32 protein-coding genes and 1 other RNA gene are annotated in these 26,654 nt (G+C 40.3%); 14 read left to right on the forward strand and 19 right to left on the reverse strand.

All coding sequences use genetic code 11. The features are described 5' to 3' along the window. The first annotated feature begins 89 nt into the window (after positions 1-89). The 3 genes from ssrS to KX723_RS09770 all read left to right on the forward strand — a co-directional run bounded on the left by ssrS (position 90) and on the right by KX723_RS09770 (position 1,088). A non-coding RNA gene (ssrS, locus tag KX723_RS06785) (6S RNA) lies at positions 90-264 on the forward strand. 35 nt (positions 265-299) lie between these two features. Beyond that, on the forward strand, positions 300-887 hold the full coding sequence (locus tag KX723_RS06790; protein WP_218813634.1) for a 5-formyltetrahydrofolate cyclo-ligase: 588 nt from the start codon (positions 300-302) through the stop codon (positions 885-887). 75 nt (positions 888-962) lie between these two features. After that, the gene (locus KX723_RS09770; RefSeq protein ID WP_281421131.1) at positions 963-1,088 is read left to right on the forward strand and encodes a hypothetical protein; all 126 of its coding nucleotides are present in this window, start codon (positions 963-965) and stop codon (positions 1,086-1,088) included. A 67-nt stretch (positions 1,089-1,155) separates the two neighbouring features. Here the strand turns inward: KX723_RS09770 and KX723_RS06795 are convergent, their stop codons facing one another. From KX723_RS06795 to rpsF, 9 genes are all read right to left on the reverse strand, one after another. Then, on the reverse strand, positions 1,156-1,326 hold the full coding sequence (locus KX723_RS06795) for a hypothetical protein (RefSeq protein WP_218813323.1): 171 nt from the start codon (positions 1,324-1,326) through the stop codon (positions 1,156-1,158). Next, a complete protein-coding gene (locus KX723_RS06800; protein WP_218813635.1) occupies positions 1,274-1,633 on the reverse strand; it encodes a D-alanyl-D-alanine carboxypeptidase in 360 nt (119 codons plus the stop codon). The genes KX723_RS06795 and KX723_RS06800 overlap by 53 nt, the downstream gene beginning before the upstream one ends. A gap of 28 nt (positions 1,634-1,661) precedes the next feature. Next, positions 1,662-2,069, reverse strand: a complete 408-nt coding sequence (locus tag KX723_RS06805; protein ID WP_218813636.1) for a hypothetical protein — start codon at positions 2,067-2,069, stop codon at positions 1,662-1,664. Beyond that, positions 2,056-3,159 (reverse strand): alanine racemase, encoded by a 1,104-nt coding sequence (gene alr / locus KX723_RS06810; RefSeq protein WP_218813637.1) that lies wholly within the window; start codon positions 3,157-3,159, stop codon positions 2,056-2,058. Before alr ends, KX723_RS06805 begins: the two co-directional genes overlap by 14 nt. Beyond that, positions 3,156-4,520, reverse strand: coding sequence for a replicative DNA helicase (gene dnaB / locus KX723_RS06815; RefSeq protein WP_218814975.1), 1,365 nt, complete (start codon positions 4,518-4,520; stop codon positions 3,156-3,158). The genes alr and dnaB overlap by 4 nt, the downstream gene beginning before the upstream one ends. A 132-nt stretch (positions 4,521-4,652) precedes the next feature. Beyond that, positions 4,653-5,105 carry a 50S ribosomal protein L9 gene (rplI, locus tag KX723_RS06820; RefSeq protein WP_218813638.1) on the reverse strand — a complete coding sequence of 151 codons (453 nt, stop codon included), beginning with the start codon at positions 5,103-5,105 and terminating at the stop codon, positions 4,653-4,655. Between the two features lie 37 nt (positions 5,106-5,142). Further along, entirely contained in the window at positions 5,143-6,027 is an 885-nt protein-coding gene (locus KX723_RS06825) for a DUF2232 domain-containing protein (protein ID WP_218813639.1), read from the reverse strand. Between the two features lie 19 nt (positions 6,028-6,046). Continuing rightward, positions 6,047-6,286 carry a 30S ribosomal protein S18 gene (gene rpsR, locus KX723_RS06830; RefSeq protein WP_218813640.1) on the reverse strand — a complete coding sequence of 80 codons (240 nt, stop codon included), beginning with the start codon at positions 6,284-6,286 and terminating at the stop codon, positions 6,047-6,049. A 29-nt stretch (positions 6,287-6,315) separates the two neighbouring features. Next, positions 6,316-6,717, reverse strand: a complete 402-nt coding sequence (gene rpsF / locus KX723_RS06835; RefSeq protein ID WP_218813641.1) for a 30S ribosomal protein S6 — start codon at positions 6,715-6,717, stop codon at positions 6,316-6,318. A 184-nt stretch (positions 6,718-6,901) separates the two neighbouring features. On the opposite strand from rpsF, the gene KX723_RS06840 reads away from it, so the two are divergent. Further along, positions 6,902-7,870, forward strand: coding sequence for a polyprenyl synthetase family protein (locus KX723_RS06840; protein ID WP_218813642.1), 969 nt, complete (start codon positions 6,902-6,904; stop codon positions 7,868-7,870). A 123-nt stretch (positions 7,871-7,993) separates the two neighbouring features. On the opposite strand, the gene KX723_RS06845 is transcribed toward KX723_RS06840, so the two are convergent. From KX723_RS06845 to KX723_RS06855, 3 genes are all read right to left on the reverse strand, one after another. Beyond that, entirely contained in the window at positions 7,994-8,164 is a 171-nt protein-coding gene (locus KX723_RS06845; RefSeq protein WP_218813323.1) for a hypothetical protein, read from the reverse strand. After that, a complete protein-coding gene (locus tag KX723_RS06850) occupies positions 8,112-9,935 on the reverse strand; it encodes a hypothetical protein (protein WP_218813643.1) in 1,824 nt (607 codons plus the stop codon). The genes KX723_RS06845 and KX723_RS06850 overlap by 53 nt, the downstream gene beginning before the upstream one ends. A gap of 155 nt (positions 9,936-10,090) precedes the next feature. Then, entirely contained in the window at positions 10,091-10,462 is a 372-nt protein-coding gene (locus KX723_RS06855) for a VOC family protein (RefSeq protein WP_218813644.1), read from the reverse strand. A gap of 248 nt (positions 10,463-10,710) precedes the next feature. Here KX723_RS06855 and KX723_RS06860 point away from each other — a divergent pair, with 248 nt between their 5' ends. From KX723_RS06860 to lolD, 5 genes are all read left to right on the forward strand, one after another. Beyond that, positions 10,711-10,890, forward strand: a complete 180-nt coding sequence (locus KX723_RS06860; RefSeq protein WP_218813645.1) for a hypothetical protein — start codon at positions 10,711-10,713, stop codon at positions 10,888-10,890. 235 nt (positions 10,891-11,125) lie between these two features. Further along, positions 11,126-11,764, forward strand: a complete 639-nt coding sequence (gene udk, locus KX723_RS06865) for a uridine kinase (RefSeq protein WP_218813646.1) — start codon at positions 11,126-11,128, stop codon at positions 11,762-11,764. Between the two features lie 11 nt (positions 11,765-11,775). After that, positions 11,776-12,579, forward strand: a complete 804-nt coding sequence (locus KX723_RS06870) for an enoyl-ACP reductase FabI (protein WP_218813647.1) — start codon at positions 11,776-11,778, stop codon at positions 12,577-12,579. 32 nt (positions 12,580-12,611) lie between these two features. After that, positions 12,612-13,874: a lipoprotein-releasing ABC transporter permease subunit gene (locus tag KX723_RS06875; protein WP_218813648.1), complete on the forward strand. Its 1,263-nt coding sequence runs from the start codon at positions 12,612-12,614 to the stop codon at positions 13,872-13,874. Beyond that, entirely contained in the window at positions 13,867-14,568 is a 702-nt protein-coding gene (gene lolD, locus KX723_RS06880) for a lipoprotein-releasing ABC transporter ATP-binding protein LolD (protein ID WP_218813649.1), read from the forward strand. The genes KX723_RS06875 and lolD overlap by 8 nt, the downstream gene beginning before the upstream one ends. 56 nt (positions 14,569-14,624) lie before the next feature. Here the strand turns inward: lolD and KX723_RS09890 are convergent, their stop codons facing one another. The 4 genes from KX723_RS09890 to KX723_RS06895 all read right to left on the reverse strand — a co-directional run bounded on the left by KX723_RS09890 (position 14,625) and on the right by KX723_RS06895 (position 16,600). Then, positions 14,625-14,711 (reverse strand): hypothetical protein, encoded by an 87-nt coding sequence (locus KX723_RS09890; protein ID WP_425516601.1) that lies wholly within the window; start codon positions 14,709-14,711, stop codon positions 14,625-14,627. A gap of 20 nt (positions 14,712-14,731) precedes the next feature. Beyond that, the gene (locus tag KX723_RS06885) at positions 14,732-15,514 is read right to left on the reverse strand and encodes a sensor histidine kinase (protein ID WP_218813650.1); all 783 of its coding nucleotides are present in this window, start codon (positions 15,512-15,514) and stop codon (positions 14,732-14,734) included. Positions 15,515-15,654: 140 nt separating this feature from the next. Continuing rightward, complete coding sequence (locus tag KX723_RS06890; RefSeq protein ID WP_218813651.1) at positions 15,655-16,227, reverse strand: hypothetical protein; 573 nt, start codon at positions 16,225-16,227, stop codon at positions 15,655-15,657. A 37-nt stretch (positions 16,228-16,264) separates the two neighbouring features. Then, positions 16,265-16,600 carry a hypothetical protein gene (locus tag KX723_RS06895; protein ID WP_218813652.1) on the reverse strand — a complete coding sequence of 112 codons (336 nt, stop codon included), beginning with the start codon at positions 16,598-16,600 and terminating at the stop codon, positions 16,265-16,267. A 440-nt stretch (positions 16,601-17,040) separates the two neighbouring features. On the opposite strand from KX723_RS06895, the gene KX723_RS06900 reads away from it, so the two are divergent. Continuing rightward, entirely contained in the window at positions 17,041-17,766 is a 726-nt protein-coding gene (locus KX723_RS06900; RefSeq protein WP_218813653.1) for a helix-turn-helix domain-containing protein, read from the forward strand. 92 nt (positions 17,767-17,858) lie between these two features. Here the strand turns inward: KX723_RS06900 and ftsB are convergent, their stop codons facing one another. The 3 genes from ftsB to kdsA are packed head-to-tail and all read right to left on the reverse strand — an operon-like array spanning position 17,859 to position 20,315. Next, positions 17,859-18,155, reverse strand: a complete 297-nt coding sequence (gene ftsB / locus KX723_RS06905) for a cell division protein FtsB (protein WP_246562433.1) — start codon at positions 18,153-18,155, stop codon at positions 17,859-17,861. After that, positions 18,148-19,449, reverse strand: coding sequence for a phosphopyruvate hydratase (gene eno / locus KX723_RS06910; protein WP_218813654.1), 1,302 nt, complete (start codon positions 19,447-19,449; stop codon positions 18,148-18,150). The genes ftsB and eno overlap by 8 nt, the downstream gene beginning before the upstream one ends. 32 nt (positions 19,450-19,481) lie before the next feature. After that, a complete protein-coding gene (gene kdsA, locus KX723_RS06915) occupies positions 19,482-20,315 on the reverse strand; it encodes a 3-deoxy-8-phosphooctulonate synthase (RefSeq protein WP_218813655.1) in 834 nt (277 codons plus the stop codon). Between the two features lie 271 nt (positions 20,316-20,586). Here kdsA and KX723_RS06920 point away from each other — a divergent pair, with 271 nt between their 5' ends. The 4 genes from KX723_RS06920 to leuS all read left to right on the forward strand — a co-directional run bounded on the left by KX723_RS06920 (position 20,587) and on the right by leuS (position 26,649). Next, complete coding sequence (locus KX723_RS06920) at positions 20,587-21,078, forward strand: hypothetical protein (protein ID WP_218813656.1); 492 nt, start codon at positions 20,587-20,589, stop codon at positions 21,076-21,078. A 174-nt stretch (positions 21,079-21,252) separates the two neighbouring features. Then, the gene (gene sohB / locus KX723_RS06925; protein ID WP_218813657.1) at positions 21,253-22,245 is read left to right on the forward strand and encodes a protease SohB; all 993 of its coding nucleotides are present in this window, start codon (positions 21,253-21,255) and stop codon (positions 22,243-22,245) included. An 88-nt stretch (positions 22,246-22,333) separates the two neighbouring features. Next, a complete protein-coding gene (gene lnt / locus KX723_RS06930; protein WP_218813658.1) occupies positions 22,334-23,986 on the forward strand; it encodes an apolipoprotein N-acyltransferase in 1,653 nt (550 codons plus the stop codon). 161 nt (positions 23,987-24,147) lie between these two features. Further along, positions 24,148-26,649: a leucine--tRNA ligase gene (leuS, locus tag KX723_RS06935; RefSeq protein WP_218814977.1), complete on the forward strand. Its 2,502-nt coding sequence runs from the start codon at positions 24,148-24,150 to the stop codon at positions 26,647-26,649. The last annotated feature ends 5 nt before the right edge of the window (positions 26,650-26,654 follow it).

A 26,654-nucleotide genomic window follows, 5' to 3' on the forward strand; every position in this document is an offset into this window, starting at 1 on the left:
TCATTGAGATTCTACTAAAATCAAATCCTAAAAAAATAACTCATTTATTTGCCTAGGAGACCATTCTCGTAAAATATATTATAATGGCCTGGTATCTGATTCAGTCCGATTGTTTTTCGATCGATACTTAACAGTAACGGGATGAGTTCTTTATACGCGGTGCGCACACTTGCTTTACTTTAATCATTGCAAGAAGCCTAAAGTGGATATACCTAATCCCACCTGCATCTTAGGATCAGGAAACTTCGCTGAGTCAGATACCTTTTCTCTTTTGTTCCCTCTATGAACCATCATGCTTTATGGATGCTCGACAAATTCTAAGAAAAAAATTATGCGCATACCGCGCAAAGCTCACACTTCATGATCAAACGATAGCCTCCCAAAAAATCACACAACAGCTTATTCAAAACCCTCACTTTCAAAAAAGCCAATACATCGCGGCTTATATCGCCATCAATCAAGAAATTGATCCCGAAATAATCATTAAAACAGCATGGCAATGCCATAAAGATTGCTATTTGCCCGTATTGCAAGAAAAAAAATTGATATTTAGCGTTTACAAAAAAAATATGCCGCTAATAAAAAATCAGTTTAATATTCCTGAACCCCCTCTATCATCCGAATCCATCATCGAACCTTGTCATTTAGATGTTGTATTAGTTCCACTACTTGGCTTCACAAATAATGGCGAACGCTTAGGCATGGGTGGTGGTTTTTATGATAGAAGTTTTAGTTTTTTATTAAATGGTGTAAGACCCGCTAAACCCTACCTCATTGGACTCGCTTATGAGTGGCAAAAACTAAAATCTTTCGAATCCTCAGCGTGGGATGTGCCGCTTAATGCAATCATCACCGAAGAAAATTTTTATTTAAATACTAGTTTCTAGTCGCAAAATTGATATAAAATATCCTTTATTATTCATTTTATTGAAACAATATGAAGCTTCACAAGGAGAAGTGCTATGCCTATCAATGCAAATATCCTCAAACAGTTAGCCAATAATGATCCTACGCTTACCCGAGTTATATTGACCAATCAAGATCTCAACGACGATGCTATAGCGCCCTTATTATCGGCGTTCAAGTGAGTCGCTATGCTCCCGAAGAATTTCGGCCATCGTGTCCCCGAAATTCGTTCGCATGACGCGACTGAAATTAGGCCGCGATACGTCCTGCGTCCGGCACGCACTCACTCCTTCGGAGTTCATGCCCGTGCCTCCCACAAATGACTTTACGGCGTGATGCGTTTCCTGCTTCGCCCGTCAACGCACGCCTATCGCGGGCTCTTCGACTTCGCATTGCTTTCACAATGCTTTCCTGTCTCATCGAATGCCGGATCGCCTTGTCCATAAAAAACCAAATCGCCTATTAAAACACCCTGCTTCCATTGACCTCGTTGATAAACTTCCGTAGCAAACGTATGGTAACTACCCCACTGTTTCAATGCACTAGCCGCTACAAAAAGTTTAGTCACCGATGCGGGAATTAATGCTAATGACGCGTGCTTAGCGTAAAGCACTTTGGGGTGGGTTAAATCGACAAATAATTCAGACGTTTGTGGCGCAAAGGCTTTATCTTCAGCCCATAGACCAAAGGAATAAAGTAAAAGAAATAAACTAATGACGTATTTCACATGAGCATCTTTTTATTAGTTAAATAATTTATTTTTTAGAGCTTACAACCCGCCAAGCACCTTGGCTATCGCGGCAAGCGGTGTAACTAAAAGTATGGTGTTTTAAAAATCCGTGACTAACTGCCATTTTATAATTTCTACAACCTTGGCCTTGTGCATTAACGTAGATGCTTAAACTAGTAAATTCAAATCGAGCACCTGTCGCACTACTCACCCATTTCGTCCATTGCTGTGGTTGCGCCGTAGCCACCAACGATTGCAATTTTAGACGATCCTCCGTTCCCATCGAATGGCTGATGGAAGGCGCTACAAAAATATCAGTATCACTTGCTGGAGTATTTACTTCGCTGTGCCGCTCTTCAGGTACACTTGAGCACGCACTTAGCATGGTCATAAAGAATAAAATTAGAAAATGGTTAATCCTATTTTTTTGCATCGTTTTTTTCCTCAATGCGCATCCGGACTAATTGCCCTCGATTAATACCACATAATAACTCATAACGAAATGTTGATGTGCTATTTGCGACTTGTTCAATAGGCAATCCTGCGCCCCATAAACAAACTGGATCACCTTGCTTTGCCTCGGGTTGCGTGCGCAAATCTATGGTTAACATATCCATTGATACTTGACCCACAAGCTCAGCTAATTGCCCGTTCACTAACACCGGTGTACCCGCTTCAGCGCGATATGGGTAACCATCACCGTAACCGATAGCAACTACACCAATTCGCATATTATCAGGTGCCATCCACGTTCCGCTATAACCCACACGATCACCCGCTCGTAATTGATTAATCGCAATAATCTCTGACTTTAGATTCATAACGGGTTTTAAGCCATGTTGCAGGCCTGACTTATCCGAAAAAGGTGAAACGCCATACAATATTAAACCAGGACGTATCCATTCACTGTGAGAACGTGGATAAGATAAAATAGCGGCTGAATTCGCTAAACTTTTGGCAATCTTTAAATCGCTTGTTGCTTGCTCAAATTGTTCTATTTGCTGCAAGGTGGTTGTTTCTGAAGGATCATCCGCCGAGGAAAAGTGTGTCATCACGCAAATCACTTCAATCCACGCGCAAGTCTGGCAGCGTTGCAAAACCTCAGGAAAATCCTGCATAGAAAGACCTAATCGATTCATCCCTGTGTTTATTTTTATCCAAACATTCACAGGTTTAGGCAGTTTTTGCTGCGTTAGCAAATCGAGTTGCCGTTGATCATGGATAACGGTATCAAGTTGATACTGATCTAAGAGAGGTAGTTCGGCTGCCGAAAACAAACCTTCCATTAAAACAATACGTTGTTTTATTCCTGCTTTACGTAAATAGAGCGCCTCCTCGGAACAGGAAACACCAAACCCTTCCACAGACGAATCTAAAGCACGGGCAATCGGAATTAATCCATGCCCATAAGCGTTGGCCTTAACCATAGCCAATATTTTTGATTGCGGCGCTATTTCACGAATCCGCTTAACATTATACTGTAATGCCGCTAAATCGAGCTCTACTGCAACCGGCCGGCTCATGCATAATTCTCAGCATGATAACGTTGTGCAGAAAAGTTTTCGAAACGTGTATATTTACCTAAGAAGGTTAATCGCACTTTGCCTGTTGGGCCATTACGTTGTTTAGCAATGATAATTTCTGCACTACCCTTATCTGGACTTCCTTCGTTATAAACTTCGTCACGATAAATAAAAACAATTAAATCTGCATCTTGCTCTATAGCACCTGAATCACGTAAATCTGACATCACAGGTCGCTTATCAGCACGTTGCTCCAAACTACGATTTAATTGTGATAAGGCAATAATAGGCACATCAAGTTCTTTTGCTAAGGCTTTAAGCGAACGAGAAATTTCTGATATTTCAGTGGTACGATTTTCTTTTGAACCTGGGACTTGCATCAATTGTAAATAATCGATCACAATCAATCCTAATGCACCCTGCTCTTTTGCAACACGTCTAGCACGTGCACGCACCTCACCGGGGCTCAGCGCAGGGGTATCGTCAATAAACATTTTTGCTTCCGAAAGCATGCTTATAGCGGAGGCCACACGTGGCCAATCTTCGTCGCCGAGTTTACCCGTACGAATTTTATTTTGATCAATACGTCCTAGTGACGACATCATACGCATGGCCAGCGCTTGACCTGGCATTTCCATACTAAAGATAAGAACCGGTTTACTTCCCTGAATCGCTGCATGCTCAGCCACATTCATGGCAAAGGTTGTTTTTCCCATAGAAGGACGACCCGCTACGATAACCAGATCGCTAGGCTGTAATCCAGAGGTCATTTCATCCAAGTCTTTGTAGGCGGTTGAAAGTCCAGTAATGACTTGATCCGAATGATAAAGGAGATCAATACGATCACTGGCTCTCGCTAAGAAGGCGCTGATAGGTTGTGGGCCACTACCGCGCGCACCTTGATCACTGATTTGGAAAACTTTTCGTTCGGCTTCATCCACTAATTCAGTAATGGATCGACCGGCTGGCAAATAGGCATTTTCAGTAATTTCTGTCGCGATACCAATTAATTGGCGTAATACAGAACGTTCTCGCACAATATCCGCATAGGCGCCGATATTAGCCGCACTCGGTGTATTGCGTGCCAATTCATATAAGTAAAGTTCGCCGCCTATTTCGGCTAGTTGGTTAGTACTCTTTAAAGCATCGGTTAAGGTCACGACATCAAACGGTTTTGCGTGATTTGCAAAATCCACTATCGTGCGAAATAGAATTCTATGGGCAAGAAGGTAAAAATCTTTTTCTTGTAATCGTTCAGCGACTCTGTCCCATGCTTGATTATCAAGCATTAAACCGCCTAGAACGGATTGCTCGGCTTCCAGTGAGTGAGGAGGCAACTTCAGGTGATCAGTATTTTGCATCGCATCGCTTCCAATAACATGGAGGGCAAAAACTAAGTTTAAGCGCGCCATTGTTAATTCCCGCCATTGCGAGCGCACATGAATGCGCTCGCAATAACGAAAATAATTCTATTTTAAACGAGTTATATCGTATTAAGCTTCAGCAACGATATTTACTTTAAGCGTTACCACAACATCACTGTGCAACTGCACAGCCACATCATGCTCACCCAATTGACGTAAAGCCCCTTCGGGTAAACGGATTTCGCTCTTTTCCAGCGGGCAACCGGCTTCAGTCGCTGCATTGACGATCTCTTGTAGGCCGACAGAACCATATAAACGTCCTTCTTCGCCAGCCTTAACAGGGATATTTAACACTAACTGAGATAAGGCATCAGCGCGCGCTTGTGCTGCCGCTAATTTTTCTTGGGCCAACTTCTCTAATTCCGCACGTTTCGCTTCAAATTGAGCAATCGTCTCTTTGTTGGCAGGCACAGCCTTACCATAAGGAATTAAATAATTTCTAGCATAACCATTACGAACAGAAACCTGTTCTCCCAGATCACCTAAAGAATAGGCTTTTTCTAATAAAATAACTTGAGCCATGACAGTACCTCAAAAAACCACATTTCCAGTGTATTGCCTAATGCTTAGACAATACACGATGACGAAAATCCAAATAACTATCCGCTAATGCAATTAAGACTAATAAAGCAGCTATATAAGGAAAAAAAACAACTAACAAACAATAAAATACTAAAAACCAACCTTTAAAAAAGCCATTCCTTAGGCGTATAACAGCGTGTAACACACTCAAACCCGCTAAAAGGAAGGTTAGCAACACAACGGGCAAAGCATCATGCGCTATTGCAATTTTTTGTAAACTTGCAATAACAATAACCAGTAAAACGAGACCATCCCATTTGCTTAAACGCACCGCTTCAAGCTCAGGAAAAAGCCTGCCGGGATTATATAACATCGACTGCAAACCACGTGCAAGCATTAAATTAATTAATACCCCCAACCATAGGAATGCAACCTGAAAACCCGTCGCAAACTTCGTAAAAAACTGTAGTTGATCGGTATTAACCGAAAAATTCAACTGATCTTTTAACAGTACGGCATAATGCCCTAACTGCGTTACCCAAACGGCATTGATATCAGACCTTACTAAATGGACCACTACAACCGTCAGTAATCCCAGCAACATCCCTGCTTCTAACACTTTCTGCCAACTTTGTGTTTGGCGTAAAATGACTGCCAATAGGAAGCCAAATAAACTGCCTCCTACAATGTTGTATAAAGCAATCCAGGGGTTACCCAAAGCGGCTATCACGACAACGGGCAATATGATCCATAATAAGACAATAGCCCCTTCTTTTGCGCCCTTGCGTAAGGTCACTAAAGCGATGATGACGTTACTTACCCAGCCTAATAAAGGCACCATGGTAAATAACAGGCCTATTATAATCGCCTGCTGGCGGCCTCGCATAACATAGCTGGCACAGCGATGCAGAAACCCCGCCATTTTAGCCTCTCAAAAAAGTTTAAACCAAATATTGGTGTTTATCGCAATAAGGCAATAAGGCTAAAAAACGTGCTCGTTTAATCGCTTGGGTTAATTTGCGCTGAAAACGCGCTTTAGTGCCCGTAATACGACTAGGAACAATATTGGCCGTCTCAGTAATATAGTTCTTTAAAAGATTAGTATCTTTATAGTCTATCTCTGTCATACCTTCCGCAGAAAAACGGCAGTATTTGCGACGTCTATTGGTGTAATTACTCATAAAAACCTCTGAAAATTAAAAAAATAAGCTTAATCTCTATGCTCGTCTGCTAAGGCACTTACCTCAACCGAATTTCGTGCATATTCTCGTCTGTTTTCTTGACCTTGTGCTTCTTTACCCTTGGCCAAGGGAGAGGCTTCTTTAATAGCTCGATCTTGCTGAATAATCAGTTGGCGTAAAACAGCATCGTTAAAACGGAAGTTTTCTGTGAGTTCTGCCATAGCCTCTTGCCCACACTCAACATTCATTAATATATAGTGAGCTTTTAGAAGCTTATGAATAGGGTAAGCGAGTTGTCTGCGGCCCCAGTCTTCCAGGCGGTGAACATCTCCGCCGCTGTTTTTAACAATGGTGGTATACCGCTGTACCATAGCAGGCACTTGATCGCTTTGATCAGGGTGAATTAAAAGTACAATTTCATAATGACGCATAATAGTCTCTCGGTTAATTAGCCTCCCATATCAACGTGGTGAGGCGAGTCTCGAGGGGGAATCCCCCTGGAGCGGGCATTATACGGTCGACTTCATTAAGATGCAATAAAACCCAAGCGGCTTGACAGCCCTGGCTACCCCGCCTAGCATTCGGCTTTCAAATTTACTCGCTAGTATGAGCCTTATGGATTTAACGCCTATTCAATCATTGGTTAAAGCCGATTTTGCTAGGGTCGATAGCTTAATCGACCAATGTCTACACTCCGAAATCCCCTTGATCCCCCAATTGGCCAAACATCTCATTCACAGCGGTGGGAAACGCTTACGCCCCTTAATTGTACTCCTGAGTGCCGGCGCCTTTGGTTACCAGGGTGAAGCCCACTTACAATTGGCTGCCACCTTGGAGCTTATCCATACCGCTACTTTGCTGCATGACGACGTTATCGATGCCTCAGAACTACGCCGTGGGAAAAAAACAGCCAATACCCTATGGGGTAACTCAGCTAGTATTTTAGTAGGCGACTTTCTTTACTCCCGAGCCTTCCAGCTGATGGTGAAAGTCAACAATCTACGTGTACTACAATCACTGGCCGATGCCACTAACACACTCTCCCAATCAGAAATATTGCAATTAGTTAACTGCCATAATCCTGAGCTCGATGAAACTCAATATTTAAAAATAGTCGCTGGTAAAACGGGCATCCTATTTTCCATCGCCGCAGAACAGCCCGCTATCTTAGCTGAACGTAGTGAAGCGGAGATTACCGCCATGCTCAACTATGGATTACAGCTAGGCATCGCTTTCCAATTAATCGACGATACCCTGGATTACATCGGCTCAGCGACACGCATCGGCAAAGCCAAAGGCGATGATCTGGCAGAGGGAAAAACAACCTTACCTCTAATTTATGCCTTACAACACGCCGATAAAAACCAAGCCCAATTAATTCATGAAGCGATTTCGCAAGGTGAACGAAAATATTTAAAAGATATTATCCACATTATTAAAGCTAGCGGTGCTATTGATTACACCTATCAACGCGCAAAAGAACATGCGGCAAAAGCCATCGCCAGCTTGGAAATAATTCCGGATTCTATCTATAGACAAGCACTTGCCACACTGGCTGAATTTGCGACAACACGAGCACATTAGTACAGCTTTTAATCGTTAGCATGCACAAGCATTCTAAATTTATTTATATCAAGTGAGTCGCTATGCTCCCGAAGAATTTCGGCCATCGTGCCCCCGAAATTCGTTCGCATGACGCGACTGAAATTAGGCCGCGATACGTCCTGCGTCCGGCACGCACTCACTCCTTCGGAGTTCATGCCCGTGCCTCCCACAAATGACTTTACGGCGTGATGCGTTTCCTGCTTCGCCCGTCAACGCACGCCTATCGCGGGCTCTTCGACTTCGCATTGCTTTCACAATGCTTTCCTGTCTCATCGAATGCAGAAACCCGCGCCAACAAACTTGTAGGCTTGTGCATTGTTGGCTTTTTTTCTGTAGAAATCGGCTGATTATTCCCTGCTAAAGTTTTAGTTTGCCAAAAGCCTGTCATTTTTTTTCCGCAGCCATCTTTACTACTATTACCAGGTTGAGAATTAAAACCATTTTCTGTTGTATGCAAGTTTTGCTGACTTCCAGTAAGAGATGTCACCGATACTGCCTGAGCATTTTCCTTCGACGTGTTTTGTCTTGTTTGAGGCGACGCTTTAGTAGACCCCACTGCTTGTTCAGCAGTATCATCTCTTTTAGCTCTAGAATTTTCATCTACATATTTAAACATATTTATTAATGATGCATTATCATATTTAGAAATACCCTCAACCCTTAATGCTTGTATCGTTTTCAATATCACTTGTACTTGCGCACGAAACTTAACATTTTGAAGTTTAAAATTATATTTTTTCACTTCCTCAAAAGTCTCATCAAGCTGATGAAGCAAACTAACTTGCTTTTTTTCAAGTTGTTGGCCCAACCATTTTTGCCAAGCTTTTTTCCAGATTTTTTTTTCCCACTGCCACCAATAAAGATATTGTTTCTTAAGTGAACAACGCGATTGTTGTAACAATTGATACTGCGTGCTTAATGTGAGTAACTCGGGGTAACCCTTGCATATCGGTTTTAATAGGATCGTATCATGGACGGGCTGTAACAAAAGCTGAGCCAATACCGCTTGTTGCTCTTCTAAAAATTGTAACTTTAGCTTATTACCCCAAGAAAACCAAAACCATTTCCTATTATCCTTTGACATAAGGGCAAGTAACGCATTGGGCGTTAAAAAGCGACTACCTGAGATCGTAATAGTAGTCAATTCTTCGGCATCAAAGCTTTTTTTAGCTTGATACCAGGCTAGTTCATAAAGTTGGCTTTTATGAGATGCATCACCGTATTTTTCGATAGCACGCTGCATACGATTAAAGGTATTTGCATCTAAACTCGTCTTATACTCAGGCAATTTAAAATTAATTAAGCCTAACCATTCACTCTGCAGCGCTAATGTGTAACTCGCATCATCACAAGTCACTTGACCTTGTTGTTCTACCGTTTTTAATCGTAATAATAAAGCAGCAAGCGCCTCTTTACGTAATAACTCGCGTTTTTCTAACTCTTTTTTTAAAAATGATTCATATGCTTCAGCTATAAAAGCAGGAAGGCGCAAAAAAGGAATCCAGGTTTGCTGTTTTCGTTGTAACTCTTTATCTGCTTGTAAAAAAAACTGCTGAGAATTAATAACGATACTAAGTAAACATAATAACCCCTCACTCGAATGATATTGATAAGGCCTATAAATATTCCAATTTTGACGCACCTGACTAAAATAGTATCTAACTGATTCGTTTTTTTGATTAATTTTCTCTTCAACCGCCAACCAAATTTCCTCATTACTTAATGTGGTTAATAAGCGACTCTCCCAACTTAATCGATACGAAATAGCCTGATTAATAGTTATTTTTTGAGCGCTATCACGAAAAGAAGATATTTCTTTCGACCCGGGTCGAGATCTTGTTTTAGCTGAGGTTTTATACTGCCTTTTACAATTTGTAGTAAAAGCTGGCCTATAATCAGCAGAATCTCGAATTAACTGAGCACTTTTATTAAAAAGAGCTAACACCTCTGGCTGTAAATGAAACAAACCCCAAGTTTTATTTAATTTTAATTTTTTTCGATAGGTTTGATTGAAAGACGTAATAACATTGGCTAGATTGAACATAGTAGAACTTCCTTGTTGCTATAATCTCTCCGTTTTATTACTTTTATTTTCCTAGATTACCCCACTCTATACAAATACAACAGCATATATCTCTTGGGTAAATTTTGTTAATTATAATTTTACTCATAATAGCTTTAAAAACAGACCTAATCGTTTTAATCAAACGGACATACTCGGATAATATGGCCATCGGGATCTTCGACAAGGAAAGTACGGCCAAAAACCTCAGTACAAAGTTCTTGCATAATCTTAATGTCTGGATTTTTTTCCCATTCCGCAAAAAGATTCTCTACCGCTTCATTCGTAGCCAACATAATACCAATTTCAGAAAAACGTGGAATACTGCGATCAGGTTTTGCCCCGCCTGTCCAAATGGCGAATGCAGCTTTACTATCAGCAGCAAATGCCACATAACGCGGACTTGAAAACACGGGATCCGCATTAAAAATATATTTATAAAACGCGGTTGAACGTTCGATATCAGACACGTAGACCAACTGAAGGTTAGGTTTTGGAGATATTGTCATTTGAAATACCCATGTAAGTTATACACAAATGAGGATTAAACATGAATTTCACACTTCACCCTACTTTTAAACTAATGTTCCAGAATTGTACCGGGCTAAAATCTCTTATAATTAACACGCCATTGGTTAAATTTTATAATTATAGTGGCTTAAAATCTATCTATATCGAATACATTTAATTCAATTTGCTTGCTGTCACTTTAATTACTAACATAAATAAAGACTAACACCATGGAGGGTTATATATAATGGACATAAAAACAACTTGGCGCGCAAACAACGAAGCTTACCGTATCAAAAATCAAGAAATGATCGGGCTAAAAGTTCTACAAACGATAGGATTGAATCAATTTTACACCAAAATCGATCTCAATATGAGTGACGAAATGTTGAATGAGATACCGCTTCTTACTCAAACTTCAAATTGAACATTAAGTCTTACCCAGATAAAAAATTTGCTCTTATCGCATCAAACCCAATGCGGTACTTATCTTTACGGGTTTGCTCTAAATAAATTTCTACAACTATTCCCTCATCCGCTCACGCGCCCCTCATGTTATTTACGCGCTGAATATAAAGCCAGCCATAGAATGCTAAGCTGCTAATTTACCTTTAAAAAAAAACCTGTTAAGTTACCAGTCAATTTTAGGAACCATTATTTCTATGACGCAGCGCTGTATCATTATTGGCATCGCCGGTGCTTCGGCCTCAGGCAAAAGTTTATTGGCCAACACCATCGTAAAAGAGCTGGGCTCGGAACAAGTAGCCGTTATCGCTGAAGACTCCTATTATAAGGATAACAGTGCCCTCACCTCTGAAGAACGTACTCAGGTTAATTATGACCATCCCGATGCGTTTGATCATGCCCTGTTAATTGACCACTTAAAGCAATTACAAGCCGGAAAATCGGTTGAAATCCCTATCTATAATCACACTCTGCATATTCGTGAACAACAAACTCGCTGTGTAGGACCTCATTCCATTATTGTTTTAGAGGGTATCTTACTCTTCGCTGAGCTTGCCCTACGAGAACGTATGGATATCCGTATTTATATGGACACTCCTTTAGATATATGCTTAATTCGGCGTATTAAACGCGATGTCGTTGAGCGAGGAAGAGAAATGGAGTCTGTATTAGCCCAATATCAAGCGACTGTTCGGCCTATGTATTCACAATTCATCGAGCCTTCTAAACATTATGCTGATATCATTATCCCTCGTGGTGGCGAAAATAGAATTGCTATTGATATGCTCAAAGCAAAAATACGTGAATTGTTAATTGATTTTAGTGAAAAAAATTAAGGGGAAAGATCATGGGCCTACTTGATAATAAACGTGCTTTAATCGTCGGATTAGCCAGCGATCGATCGATTGCTTATGGCATCGCTGAAGCAATGCACCGCGAAGGCGCAAGCTTAGCATTTGCTTACCAAGGCGAAAAGCTCAAAGAACGTGTCACCAAAATGGCAAAAAACGATTTTAATTCCGAGCTTGTATTCCCCTGCGATGTGAGCAGCGATGAAGAAATTGAAAATCTTTTCAAGGCATTAGGCAAACATTGGGATGGCTTAGATATCTTAGTTCACTCCGTCGCTTATGCTCCAGCCGATCAACTTCAAGGTGATTATTTAGAACATACTAATCGCGAAGGCTTCAGAATTGCGCATGATATTAGTAGCTATAGCTTAGTGGGTTTAGCTAAAGCGGCTTTTCCACTCATGAAAGATAGACCCCATGGTGGTGCTATTTTAACACTAAGTTACCTTGGCGCAGAAAAAGCACTGCAAAACTATAATATTATGGGCTTAGCCAAAGCGAGTTTAGAAGCAAATGTCCGTTATTTAGCGAACAGCTTGGGCCCTAAAAAAATTCGCGTCAATGCCGTTTCGGCCGGACCTATTCGCACATTGGCGGCATCAGGCATTTCAGGATTTAGAAAAATCCTTAACTATAACGAAGCCGTTACACCACTACGCCAAAATACAACCATAGAACAAGTCGGAAATAGCGCCGCGTTTCTCTGCTCTGATTTAGCTTCGGGGATTACTGGCGAAGTCGTCCATGTCGATGGTGGCTTTCATGCAATTGTTTCCATGGGTGAAAATACGCCGGCTTAATGTTTTTAATTCTTATTACTTAGGTCTACATCGTGTTTCGTCCCATTGCTTTATATATTGGTTTACGTTACACCCGCGCTAAACGACGTAACCATTTTATTTCATTTATTTCATTAACCTCAATGATAGGGATTGCTTTGGGCGTCACGGTGCTCATCACCGTTTTATCGGTGATGAATGGCTTTGATGAAGAAATCCGTAGTCGTATTTTTAGCATGGCTACACAAGTGGCTATTAGTGCTACGAATGGTCAAGCTCTTTCCAATTCCGATACCAATTCATTAACACAGCTTGCATTAAAACAAACGCATGTAAAAGCAGCGGCCCCCTTTGTGGAAGGACAAGGCATGCTGGTTAACCTTGGACAACCTCATCCTATTCTACTAACTGGCGTCAATCCAGAAAAAGAAAAACAGGTTTCGGAAATACCGAGCAAAATAGTGGAAGGCGATTTTAATTTGCTGCCAGGCCATTACAATATTGTGCTAGGTGAAGAACTGGCGACACAACTTGGAATGGAGATTGGGGATAAAGTGAATGTCATCACGCCTCGTGTTGCTTTAACGCCAGCCGGCATCATGCCGCGTTTTAAAACATTTACTGTCAGCGGTATTTTTCGCGTAGGACGCAGTTTTGGTTTTGAAAGTAATATGGCTTATATTGCCTTGCAAGATGCACAAACACTTTTTCAACTAGGACAAGGTGTCACCGGGTTGCGACTGAAACTGGATGATCTGTATGCTGCCCCACAGGTTTCGCTTGCACTTTCCAAACAACTACCCCCTTCTTACCAAATCACAGATTGGACAAATACGTATGGCAGCTTGATGTATGCGATTGGTTTAGAAAAAAAGATGATGTTTTTTATTTTACTTTTATTAATCGCTATCTCCGCTTTCAATCTGGTTTCTTCTTTAATGATGGTAGTGACTGATAAACAATCTGATATCGCTATCTTACGCACACTCGGTGCAACACCGCGCACCATTCTAGGTATTTTTATGGTTCAGGGCTGTATCATTGGCTTAGTCGGCACTTTTATAGGATTAATCGCCGGCACGCTGCTTGCCTTTTATGCCAGTGATATTGTTAGCTTTTTAGAACACTCTGTTTTCCATACTGAAATTCTCGCGTCTAATGTTTATTTCTTTGTCGATAAACTGCCTTCTAAAATAGAAGGCGCCGATATATTACATATTTGTCTTGCCGCGTTAGGCATGAGTTTATTGGCCACGATTTATCCTGCATTAAAAGCCGCTAAAACAGCGCCGGCTGAGGCTTTACGTTATGAGTAATCTCAATACAGATAAGCCCCTTCTTGCTTGTACCAATCTAACAAAAACATTTCACGATGGTTCGCTGTATGTAGAAGTCTTGAAATCGATTAACTTTTCAGTACAAGCGCGTGAGCGCATTGCTATCGTGGGTCCTTCTGGATCAGGAAAAAGTACATTACTCCATCTACTCGGCGGTCTTGATCAAGCGAGCAGCGGTCAAGTTTCCCTAGCCGGACATAATCTTGCTACCCTGAGTGAAGTAAAACGCAGTCATTTAAGAAATCGTTATCTAGGATTTATTTATCAATTCCATCATTTATTACCTGAGTTTACGGTATTGGAAAATACCTGTATCCCTTTATTATTGGCGGGTGTTGATCCGCTAACGGCAGAAAAAAAAGCGTTATCTTTACTAAAAAAAGTGGGGCTTTTAGCACGACAGCAGCATAAATTAGGCGAACTTTCGGGTGGAGAACGTCAACGCACAGCCATTGTAAGAGCCTTAGTTAATGATCCACTGTGTATTTTAGCCGATGAGCCCACCGGAAATCTGGATAGTCACACCGCAGAACAAGTTTATCAAACGTTACTAGAATTAAATGAAGCCTCCAATACGAGTCTTATTATAGTAACGCACGACCGAACGCTGGCTAGCCGCATGGATCGTGTATTACAGATGAGCGATGGGCAATTAATCTCTGCTCCAATTTAAGCTCCTTGATTTTAGTTAATCTGCTAGCTTTGAAAGAAAATCCATTACTATTAGCCTCAATCACCCGGTAATTTTTTAGGAATCGTTACTGTAAAAACAGAACCTTCTCCTAATGCACTTTGTACAGTAACACTGCCTTTCAATTCTTCCGTGTACTTTTTAACTAAGTAAAGTCCTTTTCCAATACCTGCATAATCACTTTTTTATAGCATGACACGGCTTGAAAAAAACTTTCAAAGATTTTTTCATGATATTTTTTATCAATCCCTATGCCTGTATCACTGACGACGATGGTTAAAATGGGTGAGGTTTTTATAGAAACCGTGATAACCCCTTGCTCTGTAAACTTAACCGCATTTCCAAGTAAATTTAGTAAAATTTTCTCAATACGATAACGATTAATCATAATATCGTCACTCGCACAAGAAACTTCAATTTTTAATCCTTTCATCTCTATAGAAGATCTTAAAAATTTTACAATATCCTTAACGATGACTTTCATATCACAGCTTTCGTCATCTAATGGCAAATGCCCTATCCGTGAGACTTCTTGGATATCGTTCATAAAATCCAATAGACGCCTGCTAGAATACAAACTCATTTCTAGCAACTCTCTCTTATTTATATCTTTTTCTTTTGCATAAAGTAATTCCAATACCGTGATGATGCCGCAAAATGGCGTACGAATCTCATGCCCCATGTTCATAGTAAACATACTTTTCGTACGCTCTGCTTGTTTTAATTTGCTTATATCAATTGATAAACCCATCACACCTCTAATGCCTTCTTTCTTATAAGGTACTTTTATAACAAAAAAATCTTTATCATTGTGACGTTCATAAAGAACCTTCCTTTGCTTAGAGAGCATGACTTGTTCACTAGTAAGCCACAATACCTCACCAAAAATAGAAGCGTGTTGTCCTTGAATGGTTTCTAAGCTAGCCACGCCACTCACCTCCAACATATTTCTATCTGCCCAGCTAATTATTTCCTTTTCGTCGATTAAAAAAGATTGATATTGATGGGGAAAATTTCATCTAATGCTATGGCTATATTTTCCATTACGGCTAAGGTCATACATTGCTCCTAATGTGACATTCTTCTTAATGGCTGAAACGATTCTTCTTCTAATTGTTTAGAACTAACGCTACAAAGTAGACGATCAAGACCCTGAATAAATTGAAATTGCTGTTCAGATTTCAAAGATGCCCAAGGCACTTTATTTAAAGCCCAATGCGCATATTCAACGGTTAAATTATCCTGACTCACTGGCAAAAAGCTTGAGTGCCTATTGATAGTAGGAATAGCTTTTGTTTTTGTGGGTTTACAGTTTTCATAGTGCAAAGGAACATCAGCAAAGTACTTTTTCCAGATATGATTGATTGGAGGGGGCTTACCATTAGGATAAACCAAACGATCCGCCCCACATCGAAAAAGTTGCACCAAAGCCGCACATTCTTCTAGGGCATAATCAATGGCGACTTTAAAAAAATCATCCCGATTGATTTCCTGTTTTTGTTCTTTTAAATAGATCTTTATCTTTCTGGTAATATAACGATCGGCATGATCATCCACTAAATGTTTAAATTCTTTATTTTTACCATTAAAATAATCGTTTTTGACAAGTGAGTCGCTATGCTCCCGAAGAATTTCGGCCATCGTGTCCCCGAAATTCGTTCGCATGACGCGACTGAAATTAGGCCGCGATACGTCCTGCGTCCGGCACGCACTCACTCCTTCGGAGTTCATGCCCGTGCCTCCCACAAATGACTTTACGGCGTGATGCGTTTCCTGCTTCGCCCGTCAACGCACGCCTATCGCGGGCTCTTCGACTTCGCATTGCTTTCACAATGCTTTCCTGTCTCATCGAATGACCCGTGGTGATAATAATTAGTTTTTCTAATTCCCCTACTTCAAAACGTTGATCGACCTTTTCTAAAAATTTACTCCACCACTCCCCCTGTTGCAAATGGTTATCTAAGCTAATGACAGTCATTAAAACATAAGGGCCTTTAACGTGGGGCTGGGGCATAAACTTTCCTCTTTTTATTATTGTCTGGTTATTCATTAAGATTTATAAAAACTTCTTAGTAAAAGGACTTGAAAATCAATACAAAACGACCTGATATTGAAAAAACACGATGAATAAATACCCTTTTTTATCAAATAGTTATACACTACCCCTTCCAGGGGCCTATTCATTATAATAGTGCTTAAATTTCACGTTATTTTTATGAACAAAAGAAAACTATTGTCGCCCTAAAAAGCGAAAAACTAATAAGCAATAAACGCTATGTTTGTTTAAACGTTTTTCAGAGATTTCTTTTAATCCATTTAAATTAAAGATAAACACCATGCTTAAAGCAATACATCATCCAACTCATAAGCGTTGGCCTTCATTTAATCTAAGTTATCTTCAACTCAGATTAAATTTTATCTAAAAGGATATGTATTGTCAAATTTGGTAATGCTATGGATAAGAAAATTAATACGCGTAACAAAGAAAAAAATAAAATTGATATTCCTCTAGAAATTCAAGAACGGGCGCGTCGTCTTAGGTTCTTACGTAAAATGACACGTCTTTCAATGAAAGAATTTGCACAACTATGCACCCTAGGATTAACCACTATTAATTATTGGGAACAAGGTTATAGTAGCATTACAGAACGAGGCTCAAAAAAAGTTATTAAGGCTTTACGCGAAGAAGGCATTGAATGTTCAACGATATGGCTTTTATCTGGTTTAGGCACAGAGCCTAAAATTACTGACCCCAGTAAACTTTCTAAAATTAATTACCCTTCGATTGAAACTTCAACACAAATAATCCGTGAAGAAAGTTCTGACTATCTATCTGGAAGGATCAAAGAAGAACTTAATTTATTTCAAAGCATTCACCCTGACAATCTTGTTTATCTTATTAATAATGAGAGCATGATGCCTCTTTATTGCAAAGGCGATATCGTCGCCGGAAAAAAATTGACCGGAAAAAATATGGAACTTGCGAATGGCATAGACTGTATTGTTGAAATCGAAAAAAACACATTGGAAGTAAGACGGGTTAGAATTGGTCAAGCGACGAATAGTTTTGATCTCTATGTTATTAATTCTGAAGCTTCTTTAGAGTTTCCACCTTTAAGAAATGTCAAAATCAACGCCCTAGCACCGATCATTCGGATTTGGAAGCCCGGCAAGTTTTAAATATACGCTTCGCACTTTAATTTTTAGCTGCATTCTCGCGGCGCCTTACCGAAAATCCCATTGCTGTGAGTATCACTACTGTGAACATAGCACTATTTCTTTTTGTCCTTATCAACAATCAGATAAAATAACTCGTTTGGCTTTACCATATTTAAATCATTACGTGCATGCGCTTCTAATGCGGCTTTACCTATCTTTAGATCCTTGATTTCCGCCACTAAGGTTTCGTTACGTTGACTTAACTGCAAATTTTCTTGTGTTTGCTTTGTAATCTCTTGCTTAAGCCGCTGTACTCGCCAAAAACCGTCTTTCTCAAACCATAATTTATATTGCAACACTAAAAAAAGTACGGTCAGAATAATAATAAAAGGTTTCATGGTTTTAGCCATTTAAAAATCGGGAAAAAGTCGAACGCCCGGCATAAATCGATTTTTCTTTTAAACCGGCTTCAATACGTAATAAACGATTATACTTAGCAACACGATCGGTGCGACACGCTGAACCTGTTTTAATCTGACCAACACCGGTACCTACTGCTAAATCTGCAATAGTTGTATCTTCTGTCTCACCCGAACGATGAGAAATAATAGCCGCATAGTTAGCTTTTTTTGCCAGTGCAATAGCCTGCAATGTTTCGCTTAAGGTTCCAATTTGATTAAATTTAATCAAAATAGCATTCGCTAGTTTCTTATTAATCCCTTGCGCAAATAAAGTGGGATTTGTCACGAACAAATCATCGCCTACCAGCTGCACCTTTTTACCCAATCGTTGCGTAAGCGCTATCCAACCTGCTTCATCCGCTTCGGCCATGCCATCCTCAATGCTAATGATGGGGTATTGTTTAGCTAAACTTTCTAAATAAGCAATCCATTCTTCTTGATTTAATTTTTTACCCTCTAAACAATACTTTTCGTCTTTATAAAACTCTGTACTAGCGGCATCCAAACCTAAATAAATATCTTTACCGGCGGTATAACCTGCTTGTGCAATCGCTTCTAAAATACAGTCAATCGCTTCGCTATGTGATCGCAAATCAGGCGCAAAACCACCTTCGTCTCCCACATTGGTATTAAACTCTTTTTTCTTAAGTGAAATTTTTAAGGCCTGAAAAATTTCTACACCGGCACGTAGTGCTTCGCTAAAAGAAGAAGCACCTATAGGCAACACCATAAACTCTTGAATATCAAGATTGTTATCCGCATGCGCTCCCCCATTAATAATATTCATCATCGGAACAGGCATAATAAACTTTTCATTTGCTTGATGAGCAGCCAAGCTAGCTAAATATTCATATAATTCTTGACCGCGATTTAAAGCAGCTGCTTTAGCAATCGCCAAGGAAACCGATAGAATCGCATTAGCACCCAGATTTTCCTTATTCGGCGAACCATCTAAAGCTATCATTTCTTTATCTAAGTTCTCCTGATCATCAACCTCTTTTCCTATAAGGCTTTTTTGAATAATGCTATTAACGTGATGAACTGCTTTTAAAACGCCTTTTCGCTGATAGCGGTTTGCGTCATTATCCCTTAGCTCCAGCGCTTCTAAGGAGCCCGTCGAAGCACCCGAAGGAACACAAGCACTGGCCTTTTCGCCTGACACTAAAACTAATTCAGTTTCAATGGTTGGGTTTCCGCGTGAATCTAAAATTTCATACGCTCTGATAGATTTAATTTTTGACATATTTTATAAAAACCGAGTAGAAGTTTAACGGATCATAAAGTTGTTTCTATCAATGTCGTTTTCTTAACAACGTGATCTAATTCTTGTAGTGTTTCCAACAGTGCTTCCATTTTACCTAAGGGCCAAGCATTAGGGCCATCACTTAATGCTTTTTCAGGATTAGGATGGGTTTCCATAAAGAGTCCGGCAATACCTACTGCAACCGCGGCGCGCGCTAAAACAGGTATAAACTCCCGTTGACCACCACTTCGTGCACCTTCTTTTCCAGGCAACTGCACAGAATGTGTTGCATCAAATACGACTGGACAAGCCGTTTCCCGCATGACAGCGAGTGAGCGCATATCTGAAATAAGGTTGTTATACCCAAAAGAAACGCCTCTTTCACAAACCATGATGACGCCTTTGCTAACCTCACGCGCCTTTTTTACGACATTAGACATTTCCCATGGGGAAAGAAACTGACCCTTTTTGATATTGATGGCTAAACCTTGCCTTGCCACATTTTGAATAAAGTTAGTTTGTCTACATAAAAATGCCGGTGTTTGTAGCACATCGACGACACTAGCTACTTCTTCTAAGGGCGTATCCTCATGAACATCGGTGAGAATAGGAAGCTGTAATTCTTTTTTCACCTTCTCTAAGATACGCAATCCTTCTTCTAAGCCTAAGCCCCTAAAACCCTCACTGGAAGAACGATTAGCCTTATCAAACGAAGATTTATAAATAAAAGGTATTTTCAATCGTTGGGTTATTTCCTTGAGTTGCCCCGCCGTATCCATCGCTAATTGTTCACTCTCAATGACGCAGGGACCTGCTATCAAAAATAAGGGTTTATCTAAGCCTATCTCAAAATCAAGCAACTTCATAAAATAATCATCATCAGCTATAAAAACCCTAGTTTACAGTTAATCCGGGTTTGTTCCTATAGCTATTAATACCGAAAAAGTCAGAATTTAAGGATATATAACCAAGCCAAAATTCTGTAACCTCATTGCGTTTTATAAAAAACAGAATCTGTATACACTCGCCATCATTTTTCATTCTTCATATTTCCGAACACAAACGCTATAAAAAATATTTTTAAAACCCTCAATTAATGCTACTATAAATTAAAATGAAAAGAATAAGGCAGCGAAAATGAATCTTTCAGAACAGAAACCCCTCACATGCAAGGAAAAACAGAAAGAAAAAACACATTCACTCTTAAATAGCAGAAGAATGATAAATAAAATAAGAAAAATCAAGCCAAAAAATTTAAGGAAAAAAGTATCGCATAAGAGGATAAAGAAAATTGATGAGACAACAACAAACAATCCTTTGTTTTTTAGCTCACTCACCTATATAAGCAAGGAACTGCCAGAAAAAAATAATCTAAGTACTCCCTTTACTATACAACTGACCTTTCTTATTTTAGCTTTTCTGCAACCCTTGTTTATGAAAATTTATATTGCGTTGGTACAGCAGAAACTATTGATTAGCTATCATAGAAGCCTATGGAATGAAAAACAGTTTGCAAATACGATTCAAATATTACCCTTAGCAACCACAGCAACTGGATTTTGGCAATCAAAAAAATCAACCGATCAAATGCCTAACAATCGAGCGCTCCCCGTCATGAGAACCGATTAGTACGTTCGAGGATACATAGCACTTGGCAGGCACACACGCCAGCCGCCTCATTTTTACCAACACCTATGAATATAAACATGACGATCATGCAAGTAATTGCAGAATAACATGACAAACCCTACGTTTCATTAGATAATCCCCTCATTTATTCTCATACCCTTTAGGAAGTTTCACATGTCATTCCTTCTGCAATATAGTGAATTTTTATTGAAACTGGTTACGCTAGTACTCGCTATTTTAACACTTGCCGCTGGCCTATTTGCCATTGCTCGCAAGGCAAAAGAACAAACACGGCTTAAGCTCTATATCAACAAACTCAATAGCAAGTATCAAGACTTCACTGATGTACTCAATGCGGAGATTTTGACTAAAGCTGCAAAAAAGAAGCACGCGAAAGAAAAAAAAATCAAACTCAAAAAACAAAGCAAGCAAGCAAAAAAACATATTTTTGTTTTAAACTTTCAAGGAGACATTAAAGGATCCGCTGTCTGCGCATTACGCGAAGAAATCACGGCTATTCTCCAAGTCGCTACACCTCAAGATGAAGTCGTATTGAAATTAGAAAGTGGTGGCGGCATGGTATCTCCCTATGGTTTAGCCGCTTCACAATTACAACGCTTAAAAAACAAACGGATTCCTTTAACTATCTCTATCGATAAAATTGCCGCGAGTGGCGGCTATTTAATGGCCTGTGTTGCGGATAAAATTCTAGCCGCTCCTTTTGCCATTATTGGCTCTATTGGTGTTGTTGCACAATTACCGAATTTCCATCGCTTCTTAAAAAAAAGAGATATTGATTTTGAATTACTAACCGCCGGTGAATACAAACGTACCTTGACGATTTTTGGTGAAAACACCGAAAAAGCACGTGAAAAAACCAAAGAGGATCTTGAAGAGATTCATCGTTTATTTAAAGAGTTTATCGAGGCCAATAGAAAACAAGTTAATATAGACCAAGTCGCTACGGGTGCTCATTGGCTTGCCAAGGATGCGCTGGAACTAAAATTAGTGGATGAACTCATCACCAGCGATGATTACTTAATGAATCAAGCTTGTAGCAACCATGCTGATATTTATGAACTAAAATTCCTCCTGAAAAAATCAGTTGCCGACAAACTTAGCGAAAAGCTAACGCATATGGCAAGCCATTTAGATTGGTTTAAATAAATTTCACTATGAACTTAAGCAACCCTTATACTCACAGCAATGGGATTTTTGGCAAGGCGCCGCGAAAACGTGCCACCGGAGTGTGTGTATGATACATGAGGATGGCGAGTTGAGCGGCAACGCCGCCAAAAATTCAAGTGCGAAGAATATATATTTTAAAGAAGGGTTGGCGCTCATCATCGGTGGTCTGTTAGCACTGGCCTTTGCACCGCTTGCATTGTATCCCTTAGCTATCATTTGCCCCGCCTTATTATTATTGCTGTGGCTAAACTGCACACCCCGGCGCAGCTTTTTTATTGGTTTATTTTTTGGTATTGGTTTTTTTTCTGTCGGTGTCTCTTGGGTTTTTATTAGTATTCATGTGTTTGGTAACACGTCGATTTTATTATCGTTGTTTATCACCGGGCTATTCATTTTTATCTTGGCACTATTCACAGGCTTACAAGGTTATTTTCTAAACCGCTTTTTTCCTGATAATAGTAGAATCAAACGTTATTTGATTTTTCCTAGTCTTTGGACCTTAAGTGAATGGGTTCGGAGTTGGATATTGACAGGGTTTCCATGGCTATTATTGAGCACCAGCCAAGTCAATTCACCACTCGCTGGTTATGTACCATTGATTGGAGGGCTCGGCGTTACTTTTTTAGTCACGCTCAGTTCAGCCTTGTTATCGGGCGTAATCATCGAGAAAGAAAAAAATTCTTTATACTCTTCGCGCTTGAATTTTCGGCTGTGTTCCCGCCCAGTTCGCAATCCTCATGTACCAGATATACACTCCGGTTCCTCACCTTCGCGGCGCCTTGCCGAAAATCCAATTGCTGTGAGTCTATTTCCCTTAGTCCTCTTGATTGTACTTTGGATCGCGGGTTATGGATTACACTTTATTCATTGGACTCGGGTAGTCGGTCAACCTATACAGGTCAGTCTTATTCAGGCTAACATCCCACAAGAAATAAAATGGGAACCGCAATATGCGCAAACTTCTTTAGATAACTATAAGCAATTAACCCAAGCTTATTGGCATAGTCGTCTTATTATTTGGCCAGAAGCCGCTATTCCTATCTTGCAACATAATGCCCGTCCCTTTCTAACTCAGCTTGATAAAGAAGCAACCCAACACGGTGCAACCCTCATTACAGGCATTCCTATTCAAGAAGGGTTTCAATATTACAATGGTATGCTGGCAGTGGGGGTAGACCATGCTCGCTATTACAAACAACGCCTTGTCATCTTTGGAGAATATCTACCCTGGTGGATCGCCTGCGCTCAAGGCCTGCTGAATTTATTGGATATTCCTATGTCTAGCTTTTCGCCCGGACCACCAAACCAATCCGCATTTAAAGTAGCGGGTGTCGATCTTGGCACCTTTATTTGCTATGAAATTGCCTATCCTAGCCTTGTCCGTGAAGCCCTTCCTAAAGCACAATTGTTACTCACCATTAATGATGATGCCTGGTTTGGCCATTCATTTGCCTTGGCTCAACATCTACAAATTGGCCAGTTTCAAGCATTGGCTACGGGCCGTTATCTGCTATTTTTAAGTAATACTGGCATGACGGCAATTGTTACGCCCCAAGGGAACATTCAAGCACAACTTCCACCATTCAAAGTCAGTACCTTAACAGGCTCTGTTTATGCGTTGTCAGGCACTACACCTTGGGTCAAGTTAGGCGATTGTCCGAGTATTATGTTTTTAGTAGGATTAATCATCTTATGTTACGCTTATACGCTTCGCACTTAAATTTTCGGCTGTGTTATCACTCAGTTCGCAACCCCCCTGTATTCTACAGGAAAGAAGGCTGCTCATCTTTGTGGTGCCTTGCTGAGAATCCAATTGCTGTGAGCAATATCTACAAAGCCGTCGCGAATGAAAACAGGAAATAACAAGGTAACTAGCGAATGATGCAAGAAGAATATCAAGCTGACGTGATAGAAGCCGAAGTGCAAAAATTTTGGCACGAACATGAATGTTTTAAAGTCATAGAAGATCTCAATAAAGAAAAGTTTTATTGTCTTTCTATGTTTCCCTACCCTAGCGGTACCTTACACGTTGGTCATGTACGCAATTATGTACTAGGCGATGTCATTGCGCGTTATCAACGCATGCTAGGTAAAAATGTTCTACACCCTATAGGTTGGGATGCCTTTGGTTTACCCGCAGAAAATGCTGCACTTAAACACGGAGTCGCGCCGGCAGATTGGACCTATCGCAATATTGATCACATGCGTGCTCAATTTAAGCAACTCGGACTTAGCTTCGATTGGAGCCGAGAAATTACCACCTGTAAACCGGACTATTATCGCTGGGAGCAATGGTTTTTTATTCAGCTACTTAAAAAAGGGTTAGTCTATAAAAAAAATTCGGTGGTCAATTGGGATCCTGTAGACCAAACGGTTTTAGCGAATGAGCAAGTTATTAATGGTCGTGGCTGGCGCTCGGGCGCATTAATCGAACGTAAAGAAATCCCACAATGGTTTTTAAAGATTACTGCTTATGCGGATGAACTTTTAAATGGTCTTGACTCCTTAGAAGGGTGGCCTGAAGAAGTCAAAGCGATGCAACGCCATTGGACAGGCCGATCACCGGGCTTAGCCATTCAATTTTTGATTAATGATCCGCAATTAACATCCATTGAAATTTTCACTACACGACCTGATACGCTATTTGGTGCTTCATTTTTAGCTATCTCACCACAACATCCACTCGCGCGCTACGCTGCAGAACATAATCCACAGGTACAAAAATTTATTGATTCTTATCAACATGTGCCTGTTTCAGAAGCCGCTAGTTCTACTTTAGAAAAACAAGGCATTGCCAGTGGCATCACTGCACTCCATCCTATGACGCGCGAAGCATTACCTATTTGGATTGCTAACTTTGTAAAAACAGATTATGGATGCGGCGCCATTATGGGTGTTCCTGCCCATGACGAAAGAGATTTTGAGTTTGCAATAAAATACCAACTACCTATTCTTCCTGTCATCGAATCTCTGGATAAAAAACCACACGATTATAATCAAGGACCCTTGGTCACATCAGGTCAATTAATCAACTCTGGACCCTTCACTGGTTTATCTTCAGAAAAAGCATCCACTGCTATTTCTGAATTATTAATAAAACATGAGTTGGCAAACCATAAAACACACTATCGATTACGTGATTGGGGTGTATCACGCCAACGCTATTGGGGCACACCAATCCCCATTATCTACTGCAATGACTGTGGCGCTGTGCCTGTTCCTGAAAAAGATCTACCCGTCATCTTGCCAGAGTCGGTTCAGTTAACCGGCGTTGGTTCACCCTTAAAGGCGATGCCCGAATTTTATCAAACTACCTGTCCACAATGTAAACAAACTGCAACCCGGGAAACAGATACCTTTGATACCTTTGTAGAATCTTCTTGGTATTACGCACGCTTTGCTTGCCCTTCTCAAGATAAAGCAATGTTAGATGACAGAGCTAAATATTGGACACCCGTCGACCATTATGTGGGTGGTATTGAACATGCCGTCTTACATCTTTTATATGCACGTTTCTTTCATAAAGCCTTGCGCGACATTGAATTACTTAATTCCAACGAGCCCTTCACTCGCTTATTAACACAAGGCATGGTGCTTAAAGACGGTGCTAAAATGTCTAAATCAAAAGGAAATACCGTTGATCCTGCGGCATTAATAAAAAAATATGGCAGTGACACCTTACGTCTTTTTAGTTTGTTTGCAGCACCGCCTGAACAATCACTCGAATGGTCAGATGCTGGTGTGGAAGGTGCACATCGTTTTTTAAAACGGATTTGGGCCTTTGTTTACACACATACTTGGCTACATGAACTGAATGAAGCCTGTGAAACAAACCTCGTTCATCCTATTGATTGGGCACGTGCACCGATTGAAGAGCGGAATTTACGACGACAAATCTATGAAATTCTGCAACTTGCCAAACATGATTATGAACGACAACAATTCAATACCGTCATTGCTGGCTGTATGAAACTATTAAATCTATTACAAGCCGCTGGACAATCACTGCGCTCTCCTTCTGAAACTTCTCACCAGAGTCTAAAACGACTTATACACGAAGGCTTAAGTATTCTATTGCGGTTGCTTGCACCTATCGTACCGCATATTACCCATGTTTTATGGCAAGCACTGCAGTTTAAAGGCTTAATTATAAAAGCAACCTGGCCAAAAGTAGCCGCGGATGCCTTGACGATGGAAGAAATAGAATGGGTAGTACAAATCAATGGTAAACTACGTGCACGTTTATCATTAGCAACCAACTCTGATGAGGAAACGATTAAAACGGCCGCCCTCAATAATCCTCATATTAAACGCTATACTGAAAACCAAGCCATTAAAAAAATTATTGTTGTTCCCAAAAAACTCGTTAATATCGTTATTTAAGTCTG

Source organism: Rickettsiella endosymbiont of Dermanyssus gallinae, assembly GCF_019285595.1.
Classification (GTDB): Bacteria; Pseudomonadota; Gammaproteobacteria; order Diplorickettsiales; family Diplorickettsiaceae; genus Rickettsiella_B.